At 70.4% G+C, this 16,063-nt stretch carries 11 protein-coding genes, 2 tRNA genes and 1 pseudogene; 3 read left to right on the top strand and 11 right to left on the bottom strand.

Annotated elements, in window-relative coordinates; translation table 11 throughout:
* Positions 1-121 precede the first annotated feature (121 nt).
* From LUX31_RS23965 to LUX31_RS23930, 8 genes and pseudogenes are all read right to left on the bottom strand, one after another.
* A pseudogene (locus tag LUX31_RS23965) lies at positions 122-684 on the bottom strand (mobilization protein); the annotation flags it as partial.
* A gap of 2 nt (positions 685-686) precedes the next feature.
* Positions 687-2,837, bottom strand: coding sequence for a hypothetical protein (locus LUX31_RS23960; protein WP_235477013.1), 2,151 nt, complete (start codon positions 2,835-2,837; stop codon positions 687-689).
* Positions 2,838-3,127: 290 nt separating this feature from the next.
* A tRNA-Lys gene (locus LUX31_RS23955) sits at positions 3,128-3,200 on the bottom strand.
* A gap of 120 nt (positions 3,201-3,320) precedes the next feature.
* Positions 3,321-4,856: an amino acid permease gene (locus LUX31_RS23950; protein ID WP_235477012.1), complete on the bottom strand. Its 1,536-nt coding sequence runs from the start codon at positions 4,854-4,856 to the stop codon at positions 3,321-3,323.
* 106 nt (positions 4,857-4,962) lie between these two features.
* Complete coding sequence (locus LUX31_RS23945) at positions 4,963-8,067, bottom strand: FG-GAP repeat domain-containing protein (RefSeq protein ID WP_235477011.1); 3,105 nt, start codon at positions 8,065-8,067, stop codon at positions 4,963-4,965.
* 274 nt (positions 8,068-8,341) lie between these two features.
* The gene (locus LUX31_RS23940; RefSeq protein WP_235477010.1) at positions 8,342-10,627 is read right to left on the bottom strand and encodes a DEAD/DEAH box helicase; all 2,286 of its coding nucleotides are present in this window, start codon (positions 10,625-10,627) and stop codon (positions 8,342-8,344) included.
* 236 nt (positions 10,628-10,863) lie between these two features.
* Positions 10,864-11,430: a hypothetical protein gene (locus tag LUX31_RS23935; protein WP_235477009.1), complete on the bottom strand. Its 567-nt coding sequence runs from the start codon at positions 11,428-11,430 to the stop codon at positions 10,864-10,866.
* A gap of 443 nt (positions 11,431-11,873) precedes the next feature.
* A complete protein-coding gene (locus LUX31_RS23930; RefSeq protein WP_235477008.1) occupies positions 11,874-12,224 on the bottom strand; it encodes a metallopeptidase family protein in 351 nt (116 codons plus the stop codon).
* Between the two features lie 127 nt (positions 12,225-12,351).
* Here LUX31_RS23930 and LUX31_RS23925 point away from each other — a divergent pair, with 127 nt between their 5' ends.
* Entirely contained in the window at positions 12,352-13,956 is a 1,605-nt protein-coding gene (locus tag LUX31_RS23925; protein ID WP_235477007.1) for a metallophosphoesterase family protein, read from the top strand.
* 48 nt (positions 13,957-14,004) lie between these two features.
* Positions 14,005-14,077 (top strand) — tRNA-Glu (locus LUX31_RS23920).
* Positions 14,078-14,168: 91 nt separating this feature from the next.
* Here the strand turns inward: LUX31_RS23920 and LUX31_RS23915 are convergent.
* On the bottom strand, positions 14,169-14,432 hold the full coding sequence (locus LUX31_RS23915) for a hypothetical protein (protein ID WP_235477006.1): 264 nt from the start codon (positions 14,430-14,432) through the stop codon (positions 14,169-14,171).
* A 76-nt stretch (positions 14,433-14,508) separates the two neighbouring features.
* Positions 14,509-14,880 (bottom strand): helix-turn-helix transcriptional regulator, encoded by a 372-nt coding sequence (locus LUX31_RS23910; RefSeq protein ID WP_235477005.1) that lies wholly within the window; start codon positions 14,878-14,880, stop codon positions 14,509-14,511.
* A gap of 179 nt (positions 14,881-15,059) precedes the next feature.
* Between LUX31_RS23910 and LUX31_RS23905 the strand changes: the two genes are divergently transcribed.
* On the top strand, positions 15,060-15,767 hold the full coding sequence (locus LUX31_RS23905) for an ANTAR domain-containing protein (protein WP_328285735.1): 708 nt from the start codon (positions 15,060-15,062) through the stop codon (positions 15,765-15,767).
* A gap of 47 nt (positions 15,768-15,814) precedes the next feature.
* Here LUX31_RS23905 and LUX31_RS23900 read toward each other — a convergent pair whose 3' ends face one another.
* Positions 15,815-15,964: a hypothetical protein gene (locus tag LUX31_RS23900; protein ID WP_235477003.1), complete on the bottom strand. Its 150-nt coding sequence runs from the start codon at positions 15,962-15,964 to the stop codon at positions 15,815-15,817.
* Positions 15,965-16,063: the final 99 nt, after the last annotated feature.

The following is a 16,063-nucleotide window of genomic DNA, read 5'->3' as shown; positions in this document are numbered from 1 at the left end:
ATACAGAACGACGCTCGCGGGCAATCATCGTGCGGTTCTGAGCCGAAGTGACGGAAGAAGCCCATGCGTGATCGCCGGAAGGCGTTTACGTCACGCCTTCGAGAAGCCGGGTCTGGTCTCCTCACGACTGTCGTCGGTTGATTGGCTTTGCGGGCAGCGGAATCGTGGCGGTCCGTGCCACGTGCGGCCCGACGCCAGTCATGGGCGGGTTCATGGTGGTGCGTCGGCGGGCCGCCTCGGCTCGGCGGTTGGGGGCGGGGTTGCGGCCGGTGTGCTGGATGCGTGTGATCAGGACGCGAGCGGGTTGGCAGACCGGGTCGGCGAGGATTCGCTCGGCGTGGTCGGGGACGGCTGCTCGCACGTCGCGGACCAGAACGCGGCGGGCTTCCTCCGTGGGTGGGCGGTTTGTGAGTTCGGCGAGTGTCGGGGCGAGGGCGCGGTCGGCGGCTGTCTGGAGGTCGTGGACGGCCTGGTGGCGGCGTCGGCCTGGTGGGCGTGGTTCTTCGCTTCGTGCCAGCGCCCGGCGACGATGGCGGCCCAGACGAAGGCTGCGATCAGGGCTGCGAACGCGCTGTCATCGGGGCCTGTGGCAGTGTGACCCATTCGGCCCGCTACGGCGCATGGTCTCGTTCGGGAAGTGCGGACCATAATCGGGCGACGTTGCAGCGATCTGTGGCGCCTGGACGTCAGGGGACGGCAGGAGCCGTGAATGCGGTGAGGAGCGCCCGGGCGCGGCTTCGGAAAGCTTCGTCCTCGCGGATGATGCGGTCTACTACTCCCGAGCGGATGACCCGGGCGTCGCCGTCGGCGAGGGTGGTCAGCCGACACAGGTGGTCGGCGGTCAGAGCTCGGACACCGAGGGCTTCCAGGGCGTCGCAGGCCCCCGAAGGATCGGCTTCCTGTTCGGCTGAGCGCAGGACGGCTGCGGCGAGTGTGGTGCGGTCAAGTGAGGCGGGTTCCGCCACGCTGGTGAGGGCCAGCACCGCGGCCGGTGTCTGGGTCGGGTGGTCGAGAAGGGCTTCCAGGCGAGAGGTGAGCGGCCGCCCCGCCGCCCCGAGGAGTGCCGTCGTTCGGGCGGCCCGTATGAGGGGCCACTGGGACCAGGAGTTGTGTGCGGCGCGGGCGAAGACCGAGTCCAGGGCAGCGACCGCTGTGGCGGCGTCCCCCGTGATGCGCCACAGCGCTTCGGCGAGGGCTACGTCCGCGTCCAGCGCGGGCGTGGTGGTGTCGCCGTCCGGGCCGCTGAGCGCCTCGCGCAGGGCGGACGCCAGGGCTGCCGCCCGGGGGCCGAGCGTGCCGGCCGTCGCCGCGGCTTCCGTGAGCCGACGGCCACCGTGGCGAAACTCCCGATCGAGGCAGTCCGCCAGGAGCGTGTGCTCGCCGACGAGTTCGTACAGGGCCTTCGCCGCGGAGAGTGAGCCGTTTTCCGCCTCGGTCCGCAACGACGTGACCGCCTGGGCACGTTCGCCGGGAGTTCCGTCGGAGGCGATGGCGACGATGGCCCGGGCTGCCTGGGCCGGGAAGTGGGGGAGCACCATGTGTAGTTCGGCCAGCGCCGCCCCTGCCCGGGGGCCCCAACCTGCCAGAAGGCCCGTCAGCTGCCCTGGTTCGTTGCCGCTCAGGGCCTCGCGCTGGGAGAGGCGGTGCCTGAGCGCGTCGAGGAGCTCACCGTCGTACGGGAAGGCGCTGTCCGTCGGCCTCCGGAACCCGGCAGCCGCATCGAGCGCCCGCGGGCGTCGCCCGAGCCCGGCAGACAGCAGCGGTGCGGCCTGAGCGGGCGCGACCAGCACGAGCGCGGCCAGCGCCCGGTCCGCATGGTCGTCGTCCTGCTCCGGGTTCCGGCCGGCGAGCGGAACCAGGACGTCTGTGGCCGATGCGGCGGCGGTGCCCAGACGGCCCAGGAGGGATGACACGGCGACCACGGCGTTCTCGTCGACAGCCGCCGCGCGCAGACCTGCCAGCAGCCGCCGCGGTGCGCTGCGGGAGAGCATGCAGGCACGGTCGGCCGCCCACAGAGCCTCAGCCCGCACATCGGCCCGGCCATCGCGCAGGGCGGCGTCGAGGAGCGCGAACGCCGCCTCCCTGTCAGCGTCCCGGCCTCGTCTCAGCAGCTTCTCCACTACGGCTGCCAGAGGTTCGTTGCGTTCGAAAGCGAGGTCGGACCCAAGTGCGTCGGCGGGAAGAAGGGACAGCATGGTCGTGTGGTGGGACTCGGTCCAGGACCCATCCGCGTCGAGGCAGGCGAAGACGGCAGCCATGCGTAGCTCGGCAGGCTGGGACGGGTCCAGGACAGTGGCGGCTCCCGCCGCGCCGGCCGACGGGTCGAGCCGGGAAATCCCTGCCAACACCTCCGCGCGCACCGAGGGCTCCGGCTCCTCGTTCCAACGCGTACGGAGGGCGGGAAGCACGCGTGCGGTCGCGCGGGTGTGGGACACTGCCCAGGCTGCGGTCCGGCGGGTTTCCCGCTCGGTGGCAGCCAACAGAGGCAGGATCAGCGGGAGTTGCTCAACCACGGCCGCCCGGACCGTGCCGGGTACCACGCCGTGCTCGTCATCGCTCTCGGCCATTCCCCCGAGCAGCATCAGCACATCTGCCGTCCGGTGGCCGACCGCGGCGATCCTGGCCAGAAACGGAACCGCCTCCGCGCTGGCGGCGTAGACGGTCCCCTGGTGCAGCACGCATCCGTACAACTCCGACAACGCTTCGTCCCCCGCACCCTGGTCGGTGCCGGCCAGGGCCCTCAGGAGATCGGGGAGATCTTCCGCGCTGCCGTAGGCGTGGGAGAAGGAAGACCAGGGATGGTCGTCCAGGCCGTCGAGCGGGTGTACGAGTTCCATGCCGGGAATCGTGCCATCCAGGTCCGACATCGGGTCCAGCCGGTCACTTCAAGCGCTCAACATCGAATTTCAGCAGGTTTGACGCGGGCAGGACCGACGCCTTAGACCCACCTGTCTGTTGCCACTGCCCTTCCGTAGGGGCTCAGTCGTAGCCGACCCGCAGACCACTGGCACATCCGCTCACGCATCCCTCACGCAGTGGCTTGAAAACCAAGCAGCGCCCGACCCGACCGAAGTCGAATCAGGCGCTGCACAGCAGGTCAGAGGCCATATCCCCCACCCACTACCCGTAGACCCTGTGGGACTCGAACCCACAACCAATGGATTAAAAGTCCACTGCTCTGCCAATTGAGCTAAGGGTCCCAGCGATGTTGCACCCCCGAGCATAGCCGGACCCGGCCAGGACTCCGATCGGGTATCGGGGACACGGCCGGGTCGCTCCACCACAGGGTGGCGGCCCATGCGGAGAAATGGGTGCCCTCGCTACAGATCGACCGGTTCGGCCGCCCCCTTGCGAGCCGCCTCCCGCGCCCGGGTCCGCTCATGTTCCGGATTCAGGAACCACTCCCGCGCCGAGGCCACCCACCACACCGCCGCGAAGCCCAGCACCGCCAGGACGGCGATCGGGGCGTAGTTGAAGGTCTCCCAGGTCACCGGTGCGACCTGGGGCAGCATGAACAGCACGGTGATCACGGCCACCCACGCCACCGACACCACGCCGATCACGCGCGACCAACGGCCCAGATGCCACGGCCCCCGCTCGAACGCCTCGCCCTTGCGCAGCCGCAGCAGCGTCGGGATGACGTAGGCGATGTAGAGACCGATCACGGCGATCGACGTCACGGCCGCGTACGCCGTCACGTTGATCAGGTAGGGGAGTCCGAGGACCAGTGCGCCGAACGCCGCCAGCCAGACCGCCGCGACGGGGGTACGGGTGCGGGGGCTGACCGTGTGCCATATGTGCGAGTAGGGAAGGGCGCCGTCGCGGGAGAAGGCGTAGATCATGCGGGAGTTCGCCGTGACCGACGCCATGCCGCAGAACAGCTGCGCCCCGATCACCACCAGCAGGAACAGCTTGCCGGCGGTCGCGCCGAGCGCGTCGAGGAGGATCTGGGCGGGCGGTACGCCGGTCGGGGACGCGAGCGTGTCGTCGTACGACTGGATGGCGAAGGTGAAGCCCAACAACAGCACGAAGCCCGCTATCCACGACGTCCAGATCGAGCGGACGATGCCTTTCGGGCCCGCCGTGGAGGCGTCGTGGGTCTCCTCGGTCATGTGTGCGGAGGCGTCGTAGCCGGTGAAGGTGTACTGGGCCATCAGGAGGCCCAGGGCTACCACGTACACACCGCTCCCCCAGCCCGTGTTGTTCACGAACTCGGTGAAGACGAAGGATGCGGACTGGTGTTCGTCCGGTACGAAGGTCAGGGCGCCGACGATGACGATCACGCCCACCACGTGCCACCACACACTGACGCTGTTCAGTAGACCCACGATGCGGACGCCGAAGGTGTTGAGGAGGCCGTGCAGGACGAGGATGCCGGCGAAGAGCAGGATCGTGCTGCCCGGTGTGACCTCGAAGTCGAATTGCAGGTTCAGGTAGGCGCCCAGGAAGGACGCCGCCCCGAAGTCGATGCCGGCGGTAACCGCGACCTGCCCGAGCACGTTGAACCAGCCCGTGAACCAGGCCCAGGCGGCAGCCGTGCGGGGCGGGGCGAGCCGGTGGGCCCAGAAGTAGAGGCCCGCGGAGGTCGGATAGGCCGAACAGATCTCGGCCATCGCCAGACCCACGAAGAGGGTCATGAGCCCTACTGCGACCCAGCCCCACGTGATCACGGCCGGGCCGCCCGTGTTCATGCCGAAGAGGTAGAGGGTCAGGCAGCCCGACAGGACCGAGATGATCGTGAAGGAGACCGCGTAGTTGGAGAACGCCGACATACGGCGGGCGAGGACCTGGGTGTAACCGAGCTGGGCAAGCCGTTCCTCGTCCGACAGCCCAGTCGTTATGGCGTCATCTGTCATGCCCCCAGCAATTCCCTTGCCGGGGGTATGACATGCGCCACAGGCCGACCGAAAATCGTCCGCCCGTGGCCAGAACAGGCCTCCAGACCTCCAGGCTTCCAGACCTCTAGTACAGGCCCTTGTATCCCTGCCAGCCGCTCCCGATCTTCACCCGCGGCCCGAACGTCCCGTTCCCGAGGCCCGGGTTGCGGAACAGGTTCCCCGCCGTGTCGCGCACGACCAGGTCGCTCCGACCGTCGCCGGTGATGTCACCGACGCCGACGATCGCGTTGTAGCCGGCGCCCCAGTTGGAGAGGACCTTGGCCCGGGCGGTGAAGGTGCCCTTCCCGGTGCCGTAGTAGCGGTACAGGGTGTTGGCCTTGTCCTGGGCCAACAGGTCGCCGATACCGTCGCCGTTCAGGTCGCCGGCGCCGACAACCTTCTTGTACGTCTTCCAGTTGGCGTACAGCTTCACGCGTGCGGAGAGCTTGCCCGCGCTCGTGCCCTGGTAGAGGTACACGGTGCCGGTGGCGGAGTTACGGGCGATCAGGTCGGGCCGGCCGTCCTTCGTCACGTCGCCGGGCGAGGTCAGCACGTCGTACTGGTTCCAGCCACTGGTCCCGAGCGTGATGTACCGCGCCGACGGCGTGAGCGCGGTGTGGCAGGCCGGCTTGTACAGGCGCAGGGCCCCGCTGCTCAGCCGTACGAGGACGTCGTTGCAGCGGTCCCAGTTCAGGTCACCGAAGGGCACCGCCGTGATCCCGGCCGGCCAGCCGCTTCCGCCGACCTTGCCGGAGAACGTGCCCTTGCCCGTGCCCGGATGGAACGCCAGCGTGCCCGACGGGGTGAGGGAGAGCAGGTCGCCGGTGGCGTCCGGGGACTGCCAGCCGGGGCCGCCCACGTAGTCGTGGCGCACCGCGCTGCCGCGCGACAGCCCCACGGTGCCCCGCACCTCCGCCGGCGCTCCGACGCCGTCCGCCGGAGTGACGCTCAGCGTCCAGTCGTACGAGCCGTTCGGGTGGAACCCGGAGCCCCCGTAATTCCCCAGCAGGCCGCCCCAACCCACCGTCAGCTCACCGCGCGCGGCGCCGCCGTCGACGGTGTCGACGACCTTCCCCGTGGCCCGGTTCCGTACCGTCAGCCGCCAGGACCCGGACGGCTTCGACAGCAGCACGGTGACCAGTGGATCCGGCGTCACGCCGTACCCCCGCACCTTGGCGAACGGGAAACGCACGGCAGGCGCCAGCAGGCGCAGCGGCTGCTGCGGCACTCCGGACGGTACGAGGTGCACGCGCTCCTCTCCGTCCACGTATGCGGCGTTGGCCCCGGACTCGTCCACGGTCCAGCGCACGTCCCGCTGCGAGACCCCGGTGTCGGGCAGCTCGCCGATGATCCGGCTCGCGGGCGTGCCGTCGGCGACCGTGGTGAGGGTCAGCTTCCCGGCCTGCCGGTCGTGTGTGACGACGTATCCGTCCCCGAGCTTGGCCTCGCCGACGGGCACGGGCACGGACGTCCGCGCGGTGCGGTCGTAAACGCCCGCCCTGCCGTCGCAGGTCCAGTACAACCAGCGGCCGAGCGCCTGGAGTTCGGTGGGGGCGCAGCCGGCGTCGGTGGTGAGGGTCTCGGTGGTCTTCTTCGCGGTCAGGTCGTACGCCGTGACGCTGCCCGGGGTCGCGCCGGTCGACCACAGGACGTCGCCGGAGAGGGCGGCGGGGCCAGGGGTGCGGGTGACGGCCGGAGCGCCGTCGTCACCGATCCGGTAGACGTCCTGCCGAGTGGGCGCTGTGTAGAGCAGGTACCGGCCCGAGACATCGGTGATCTGTCCGCCCTGGGGCAGCCCGGTGCGCTCCCAGAGGCCGTTCGCACCCGGTCTGTCGACCCTGATCCGGTCGGTGGTCTCGTCGTGTGCGAGCCAGGCGATACGGCCGTCGGCCATCCCCTGGACCTGGGCGCAGGCGACGTCGGTGGCGGCACAGGTGGCGATGGGGACATGACCGCCGAACCCGGTGCGCTCGCCGAACTCGGGGGTGCCGGACGGGGAGACCGTCCTCACCATGGCGGCGCGTATGACGGTGTTGTACCGCTCCAGAACGACGAGCCGCCCCTGCTCCAGGGACAGTCCCTGGATCTGCATCGGCGGATTGGGCAGGGCCTTGACCAGCGTGACGACGGGCGGGCCGCCGTCCGCGTCCGGGGTGATGCGCTGGATGCCCCGGGCGCCGGTGCCGGTACCGATCTTCACAGCGGTGCCGCCGGGGCCTGCTGCGGTCGCGTTCCCCGACGACCGCAGCAGGGTCACCTGTTCGCCGCCCGAAATGGGCTGCGCGGTCGTCGAGTAGGCCCCGTTGATCAGCCAGTCGCCGACGACGGCCAGGGAGAAAGTGGCGTTCGACCCGTCGCTGACGCCCTGGAGCCTGACCTCGGCGGGCGCCGCCGACAGGTCGCGGGGGAACACCAGGACCGTGGCCTTGTCGGTGGCGGAGACGACGACCCTGCCACCGCCCAGGTTCACCTTGTAGTACTCAACGGGGAGCGGGCCGCTCCAGCCCCGCACCTCACCGGTCGCGCGGTCCACGGCGGCCAGGCCCGTCTGCCCGTCCACGGACGCACGGAAGTACAGCGTCTCGGCATCGGCGCCGGCCGCCGCCCCGAGGAGTAGGCCGGTCGGACCGCCCGCGACCGTCACGTTCCCAGTGGTCCCGTCCGGCCCCGGCGTCAGCAGATGCATGACTCGGGTGGCCGTGCCGTCCTCGCCGGTCACCATCTCGTAGGCGATCGTCAGGTTGTCGTAGGACGTGAGGTTGGCGAGGCCGGCCGGGATCTGAAGGCTGCGGCTGGTGCCGTCGGTCGCGTCCCAGAAGTCGACCCGTCCGTCGGCGTGCCTGTACGCCAGGACATCCGTGCCGGTCGTCAACGGCACCGTCCCCGCGGGCGCCGTCGGAACACTCACCGACTCGCCGTCCGCGTAACGCGTCCACAGCAGGCCGGTCGCACCCTCCAGGGTGTGGAACACGCCCTGTGCCCCGGCGGCGTCGTGGCCATTGTGGGTCGACGACGCCCGGAACGTCGCTTCCAGGCCGTAGCTCCTGAACGCCGTCGGCACCACCGTCTCCTGCGCCGACTGCGGCTCGTCCGCCACCGCCGAATCCGACGGCAGCAAGGGGCTCAACCCGGCCCCGAGAACAACGGACGCGGCGACGGCGACACCCGCACGTCTCCCCGTACGCCCCATACGCCCCATACGACCACGCGCCGAAATACCGCGCACGAAACCACGGCCCTTCACGGAACCCCCCGGCCCCTCGACCCTCGACAGCCCTCGACCTGTGCACCAGGTGGGCTTGAGATGTGCATGCCCTGAGCAGAGCAACGGGAGCCTATCAGTGGGCACTTGTGAGGTCGGAGGGATTTTCGGAACGACGAAGGGCCCGTACGACCGGAGTCGTACGGGCCCTTCACCAATCAGTCAGCGATCACTCAGTGACCGGCCGACGACCGGGTGATGATCAGCCGTTGCGCTTCCAGCGCGGCTTCTCGTCGCGGCGGCCGAAGGAGGAACCGGTGCCGGTGCCCGAGCCGGAGCCCGAACCCGTGCCACGGTGGTCGTCGCGGCGGCCGTACGGGCGGTCGTGGCCGCCGGAGCGGAAGCCGCCGCCGGTGGGGCGGTCGCCCTGGCGGTCGCGGTTGAAGGGGCGGTCGCTGCCACGGTGACCGGTGGCCGGGCGGTCGTCGCGGCGGAAGCCACCACGGTCACCACTGGCCGGACGGTCGTTGTCGCGGCGGAAACCGCCACCGGCGGGACGCTCGTCACGGCGGTCGAACGAACGGCCGCCACGGTCGCCGTCACGGTCACGGTTGAAGCCACCCGACGGACGGTCGTCGCGGCGGAAGCCACCCGAGGGGCGGTCGTCGCGGCGGAAACCGCCACGGTCACCGCCGGTGGGACGGTCGTTGTCGCGGCGGAAGCCACCGCCCGCGGGACGCTCGTCACGGCGGTCGAACGAACGGCCGCCACGGTCGCCGTCACGGTCACGGTTGAAGCCACCCGACGGGCGGTCGTCGCGGCGGAAGCCACCACGGTCGCCGCCACCGTCACGACGGTCGTCGCGGCGGAAGCCGCCCGAGGAACGCTCGTCACGGCGCTCGAAGGAACGGCCACCACGGTCGTTGTCACGGTTGTCGCGGTTGAAGCCACCCGACGGACGCTCGCGACGCTCGTAGTTGCCCCGCTCGTCACGCTGCTGACGCGGCTCCTCGCGCACCGGAGCCTCCGCAGCGGCGGCGGCCTCGACAGCGGCGGCCTCGGCCACAGCCGCGACCGCGGCGACAGCCGCCTCCGGGTCCTCGCCCCGCTCGCGGGCCGCACGCGCCGTCAGGCGGTCGGCCTCCTCGCGGAGTTCGGAGGCGCGCCGCGTGGCACGCTCCAGCTCCTTGGTGAGCTGCGAGACCTCACGCTCGGCCTGCTGGGCGGCGTTGCCCGCGGACTCCGCCTGGACCTCGGTCATCGAACGGGCACCGGTGATCTCGGCCACGTCCGGCTCGAAGGCCGCGCCGCCCTGGATGATGTGACGCCCGGCGTCGACGCCCGCGTCCTCCATGAGGCGGAAGATCTGGCGCCGCTGGTGCGGGAGGGAGAGGGATACGACCGTGCCCGTGCGGCCGGCACGCGCCGTGCGGCCCGCGCGGTGCAGGTAGTCCTTGTGGTCGCCGGCCGGGTCCACGTTCAGGACCAGGTCGATGCCGTCGACGTGGATACCGCGAGCGGCGACGTCGGTGGCGACGAGGACGTTGACGTAACCGTCCTTGAAGTCGGCCAGGGTCCGGGTGCGGGCGCCCTGGGTCATACCGCCGTGCAGGGCGTCGGCCTTGACGCCCGACTCGATGAGCTGCTCGGCGACACGGTCGGCGCCGAGCTGCGTGCGGACGAAGATGATCGTGCGGCCCTTGCGGGAGGCGATCGCGGCCGTGACCGGCGCCTTGTCCTTGGGCTTCACGATGAGGATGTGGTGGGACATCGTCGTGACGTTGCCCTGCGCGCTGTCGACCTCGTGCGTGACCGGGTTGGTCAGGTAGCGCTTGACCAGCGTGGAGATCTCGTTCTCCATCGTGGCCGAGAACAGCATGCGCTGGCCGCCGCCGGGGATCTGGTCGAGCAGCTCGGTGACCTCGGGCAGGAAGCCCAGGTCGGACATCTGGTCGGCCTCGTCGAGGACTGCGACCTCGACGTTCTGCAGGGAGCAGGCGCCGCGGTTGATGATGTCGCGGAGGCGACCCGGCGTGGCGACGAGGATGTCGACGCCGCGCTCCAGGGCGTAGATCTGGTTGCCCATCGACGTACCGCCGCAGACGACCTTCATCTTCAGGCCGACGACGTCGCCGTAGGGCTGGAGCGCGTCCGCAACCTGCATCGCGAGTTCACGGGTCGGCGTGAGGATGATCGCGCGGGGCTTCTTCTTCTCGGTCTGGCCGCCGGCGAGACGCGCCAGCACGGGCAGACCGAACGAGAGGGTCTTGCCGGAGCCGGTACGGCCCCGACCGAGGATGTCCTTGCCGGCCAGGGCGTCCGGGATGGTCGCCGCCTGGATCGGGAAGGGGCTGGTCACACCGTTCTGCGCGAGCTTGCGCACGACGTTCTCGGGGAGACCGAGGTCACTGAAGGTGACCTGCGGCTCGCCGGCCTCGGCGTCGGTGACGTCGGCGGTGGTGTCGGTGTCGGTCGTCTCGACGGCGTCGAGGTCGATGACCTCGTCGTTCTCGGGCACGACGATGTGATCAGTACTGGAAATGGACATGCGAATGCGAAACCTTCCGGAGTCTCGTCGGCACGCGCCCGTCAACTCCGTGATTTCGCAATTCGACCGCCTCAATGCGGTCAGCCACGGCAAGGGAGAGTACGCGCCACACGCGGCGCGTCTATTCAAGGCGCCAGGCAATGGGATCAAACGATCTACCACCATACGCACCCACCACCCCCTTAGGCAAACTGGGTACCGTCCTCGCAGGTCAGCGCCCTCCCGGACCTTCCTGTCTAGACAGGTGAGCCGGCCTCCGGTGCAGGCTCCCGAGTCAGCAGTTGCGGCTGGGCCTGTTGTGGTGGTTCGTGCGCCGAGGACGACGGTTCCGCGACCGGGGAGGACGGCGGGGGCGGCGGCGGTGTGGGCGATTCCACAGGCGGCTCCGGTTCCGGCTCGGCGGTCTTCGTCGGCGTCGGCTGCGCCTTCGTCGGCGTGGGCTCCCCGGGGACGACGGGCCCGGCGCTGCCACCGCCCGGCTTGGCGGGCGCCGACGCCGGCACGCTGTGCCCGGCGGAGGGCGAGGCACCGGGAGAGACGGGCGCCCCACTGGCCCCCTTCGAGTCCCCCTTGCCCTTCCCGTGCCCGCGCTTGCCGCCGCCGTCGGACCCGCCGGCCCACCCGGAACCACCACCACCGGTCACCGCAGCGCCCCCGTCGGGCGCCTCGCCGCCCTTCTGCCCCGCGGAGTGGGAGGGCTTGACCCGGCCGCCGTCGTCGTCACCCACGCTCATACAGCCGGCTGCGGCTGCGACGGCCACGACGGTGGCGGCCAGTCGGACAGGTACATGCAAGGGGCGCACGGGCAGCCACCTCCGGTGGAGAGTCGAGGAGTCAACGTGCTCAACTCCCGTCGCCCACAAGAAGACACGCGCCCCACAAGAGCCTCTGCACGCCCCGGCCCGTCACGGCCGCCGGGCGAACACGGCATCCCGGCACCCCGGCATCAGCCGACGCCCCGCCCGGCCGCGATGAGCAGCCGAGCAACGCCCCCTGGAACGGGCCGCATCCAACGCCCCGGCCCACCGACCGTGCCCCCGGAGGTGAACCCTCCACCCCTGCCACCCGACGAACGTGACGCCCGGGCACCAGACACCGACCGGCCGCGATGATCAGGATGACCAGGCGGCCAGCGCCAACCCGGACCGGCTACAGCTGACGTCCCCGGGCAAATGAGGCGGGCGGTGCTGGCCGAGCAGCGGGGCGCCCGGCCCACCGACCTCCCCGGCCTCAGCCCCTCAGCCCCTCAGCCGTACCCCAGAGCATGCAGCCGCTCGTCGTCGATCCCGAAGTGGTGGGCGATCTCGTGCACGACGGTCACCTCGGTCTCCGCGACCACGTCGTCCCGGGTCTCGCACATCCGCAGGGTCGGCCCCCGGTAGATCGTGATCCGGTCGGGCAGCACCCCCGCGTACCACTCCCCTCGATCGGTCAACGGCGTCCCCTCGTAGAGCCCGAGCAGCTCGGGATCGTCCGTCGGCGGCTCGTCCTCGACGAACACCGCGACGTTGTCCATCAGCCGCGTCAGCTCAGGCGGAATGCGGTCCAGCGCCTGGGCGACCAGTTCCTCGAACTCCTCGCGCGTCATCTCCAGCACACGCCCATTGTCCGGTATTAGTCGGCCGTACGGGGGCTACGGACCGGGCCGTACGAGAGTCACCGCCCCGGCCGTACGGACGACACCGCCCCGCATAGCCGCGCCGCCCCTTGGGCATACGGGACCAATGGCACGCGTACCCGCCAACACCCCGCACCCCCGAAGCACCCGCCCCACCAACCCCCGCTCCCTCACCCGCCCCTTGACCGCCCTCACCGGCCGCTACCGCGCCCGCCGCGCGCATCCGGCCGCCGAGCTGGTCCATCAGCCGCACCCCTGGACCCGCGTGCTGGGCCTGGTCGCGGTGGTCCTTCTGGGTGCCTGGCTGGGGCTGCTGATCGTCGGCAACGTACGCGCGCCGGTCGGCCCGATGAACACGACGATGACCCTTCGTCCCTCCCTCACCGGTGGCACGAAGATCAACGTCTCCCCGCTGGGGGCCCTCGAACTGAGCAGCCACACCGCGCCCGTCCGCCTCGACGTCAACGTCGACCAGCTGGACCCGGTCCGCGCCCAGGCCCTCGTCGACCACCCCGAACGCCTGTCCGGCCTTCAGGACGAGGTGGCCCAGGACGTCGGCCACGGCACCCTCGACCTGGCCGTACGCTCCTGCGTGGCCGTCGTCTCCGGAGCCACCGCCCTCGGCCTCGTGGTCTACCGCCGCCCCCGCCGGGCCCTGGCGGCCGGCGGCCTCGCCCTCACCCTCCTGATGGCGTCGGGAGCGACGGCGTACGCGACCTGGAACCCCAAATCGGTCCTCGAACCGAAGTTCTCCGGGCTCCTCTCCTCCGCCCCCTCCCTGGTCGGCAACGCGCGCAGCATCGTCACCGAATTCGACATCTACCAGAAGGAGTTGGCGCGCCTGGTGACGAACATGACGAAGCTGTACGACGTCACCTCCACGCTCCCGACCTACCAGCCGGACCCCGCCACGATCCGGGTCCTGCATGTCTCGGACATCCATCTCAACCCGGCGAGCTGGAAGATCATCGCGTCGCTGGTGGAGCAGTACAAGATCAACGTCATCGTCGACACCGGCGACACCATGGACCACGGCACGGCGGCCGAGAACGGCTTCCTGGACCCGATCAAGGACCTCGGGGCCCCGTACGTCTGGGTCCGGGGCAACCACGACTCGCAGCTCACCCAGCGCTATCTGCAGCGCATGAAGAACGTGCAGGTCCTGGACGAGGGCCGCTCGGTCACCGTCGGAGGGCTGCGCTTCGCGGGCATCGGCGACCCGGCGTTCACCCCGGACCGCTCGGCGGGCGAGGAGGACGGCGGCCAGGACCAGGAGGTGGCGGGCGACCGGCTGGCCTCGGCCATCCGCGACCAGCGGACCCTGGGCACACCGGTCGACATCGCGATGGTCCACGAGCCGGACGCGGCCCGGCGGACCGACGGCGTGGTCCCGCTCGTCCTGGCCGGACACCTCCACCACGCGGAGATGGAGGTCATGCAGAAGGGCACGAGGCTGCGTATCGAGGGCTCGACGGGCGGCAGCGGGCTGCGCGCGCTGGAGAAGCGGAACCCGGACCAGATCGAGACGTCCGTCCTCTACTTCGACCGCGACACGCGTCGCCTCCAGGCCTGGGACGAGATCAAACTGGGCGGCCTCGGACTGACGACGGCGGAGGTGAGCCGCCATCTCCCGAAGGAGAACCAGCCGGGCGCGACACCGGTCCCCTCGCCCTCGCCGTCCTCCTCACCCGCGTCCACCCCACCCCCGTAAACCGTTTTGGCGAACCTCCCCGCCATCACCTATGCTTCTCGCGGCCCCGCCCTCATCGTCTAGCGGCCTAGGACGCCGCCCTTTCAAGGCGGTAGCACGGGTTCGAATCCCGTTGGGGGCACTGTAAGTACGGTTGGCGGCATCCCGAGTTCGTGGGGTGGCCGCCATTTCGTGCTTCTGGGGGACTTCCCAGGACTGTCAGGGCAGGACTGTCAGGCGGACGGCTCGTCGGGTACGGGGTGCTCTGGGCGCCCGCTGCCGGAGTGCGGGGCGCCGCGCTTGCCCGTACCGGCCTCGTCCGTGTCGGGGACCTCCGGGTCGGGCCGCTCGTTCGCCGCCGGGTCCTCGTCGGCCGGCTCCCAGGGGTCGGGGTCGCCGTCGGCGCCGGCCTGCTGATCGGGCAGATCCCTAGGGACAGGCTTAGGCCGCGCCTTGTCCCCATCCTCCCCCGGGGTTTCCGTGCGGTAGTCGCTCACAGCGCTGTCCCTTCGTCGCAAGGCCTGATCAGGCCGGGTCGGGGACGCGGGTACCCAGGGGGACCAGCTCAACGCGTCACGCGTCGTCCTCGGAGCTTCGCGCGTGCGGGGCCGTCGACTGCAGCTCGCGCTGTCCCTCGGCGCGTCCGGCGTCGTGCCGGGCGAGCAGGGACAGCAGCCGTGCCACGGTCAGCCCCTCGTCGGCGGGGTGCCGCAGGATCGTCCCGTCCTCGATGCGGTACGCGTTGGAGCGCCCCTGACGGGTGTGGGTGAGATAACCGGCCGACTCCAGATCCGAGACGATCTTCTGCACGGCCCGCTCCGTGAGCCTGCAACGTGCGGCCATGTCGCGGATGCGGATGGTGGGATCCTCCGCGATCGCGGCCAGCACGCGGGAGTGGTTGGTGAGGAACGTCCAGCCGGTGTGGGATTCGGGTACTCCAGGCATGCCGCCAGGATAGGCCGATCGATTCACGTATTCAAAAGGCTGAACTTCATTTCATGTTTCTCTTGACGTATGAGACCCTCCGGACCGAACCTGAACGGGAGCAGGCACGGACCGATGCCTACGGAGTGGCCGCAATGTCAGAACGTGCAGTTACTACGCAGCTCACAGGGCCGGACGAAGTGCCCCTGGCACCACCCGTCCGTCCCCCGGGCGATGGCGGGACGCCGCCGCTGAAGCTCGAGACACACCCCTCGGACCACGGAACGCTCGTCGTGGTGTCCGGAGCGATCGACCTCGTCACGGAACAGGCACTGCACAACGGCCTGCGCCAGGCCCTCGCCCACTCCGACCGCGGCATCGGCCTCGATCTGACGGGCGTCGACTTCTGCGACTGCTCCGGCCTGAACGTCCTGCTGCGCCTCCGGAGGCACGCCCTCGACGAGAGCAAGATCATCACCATACGGGCGGCCGGCACGGCGGTCCTCCGGCTGCTGTCGCTCACCGGCACGCTGCCGCTGTTCACCGCCACCGGCGAGACCGAGGAAGCCGGGGCGGAAGCCGGGGCGGAAGCCGGGGCGGAGCCCGTCTCGCTCGGCGAGGCGGACCTGGACCAGGATCTGCGTATCGAAGTGGTTCAGCTCCGGCGGGCCATGCAGACGCGACCGGTCATCGACCTGGCCCGTGGCGTCCTGATGGCGTCCTTCGGTCTGAGCGCCGACGACGCCTGGCAGGTGCTGGTCTCGGTCTCCCAGAACACCAACACCAAGCTGCACGAGGTGGCCGACAGTCTGGTCGGCGCCGTCACGGGCGACGACCTCCCCGAGTCGTTCCAGGACCAGATCGCCGAGACGGTCACCAGGCTCCGGGCTGCGCCGGAAGACCGGTGACCGTGTCGTCCTCGTCACTCTTCACTCTTCACTCTTCGTCAGCCCTCTTAGTCCTCGCCCCGGATGATGTGGCTCTCCTGGTCGGGACTCTCCGACTCACGCTCGCCGGCACGCTGGGAGTGCCGGGCGCCGGGCAGCACGACCGGTTCGTTGTCCCCGGTCGTCGGCCGGGTGTCCGTACTGGTGCCGGGTTCCATGAGGGAGGCACCTCCTAAGTTCTCGGATGGGCCTTCCGAGTACCTGGCACGCCTCGCGCAAACGGACCGCGCGGCGATCCCAGCGGATTCGGCAGAGTC

This window comes from Streptomyces sp. GQFP (assembly GCF_021545335.1).
Lineage (GTDB): Bacteria > Actinomycetota > Actinomycetes > Streptomycetales > Streptomycetaceae > Streptomyces.
This window is presented reverse-complemented; position numbering and strand designations above follow the sequence as displayed.

Excerpts from the sequence above, each read along its gene's own strand:
- LUX31_RS23960 (WP_235477013.1), bottom strand. The coding sequence starts at position 2,837 with ATGGAACTCGTACACCCGCTCGACGGCCTGGACGACCATCCCTGGTCT.
- LUX31_RS23910 (WP_235477005.1), bottom strand. The coding sequence starts at position 14,880 with ATGCCTGGAGTACCCGAATCCCACACCGGCTGGACGTTCCTCACCAAC.
- LUX31_RS23900 (WP_235477003.1), bottom strand. The coding sequence starts at position 15,964 with ATGGAACCCGGCACCAGTACGGACACCCGGCCGACGACCGGGGACAAC.
- LUX31_RS23925 (WP_235477007.1), top strand. The coding sequence starts at position 12,352 with ATGGCACGCGTACCCGCCAACACCCCGCACCCCCGAAGCACCCGCCCC.
- LUX31_RS23945 (WP_235477011.1), bottom strand. The coding sequence starts at position 8,067 with ATGGGGCGTACGGGGAGACGTGCGGGTGTCGCCGTCGCCGCGTCCGTT.
- LUX31_RS23940 (WP_235477010.1), bottom strand. The coding sequence starts at position 10,627 with ATGTCCATTTCCAGTACTGATCACATCGTCGTGCCCGAGAACGACGAG.
- LUX31_RS23950 (WP_235477012.1), bottom strand. The coding sequence starts at position 4,856 with ATGACAGATGACGCCATAACGACTGGGCTGTCGGACGAGGAACGGCTT.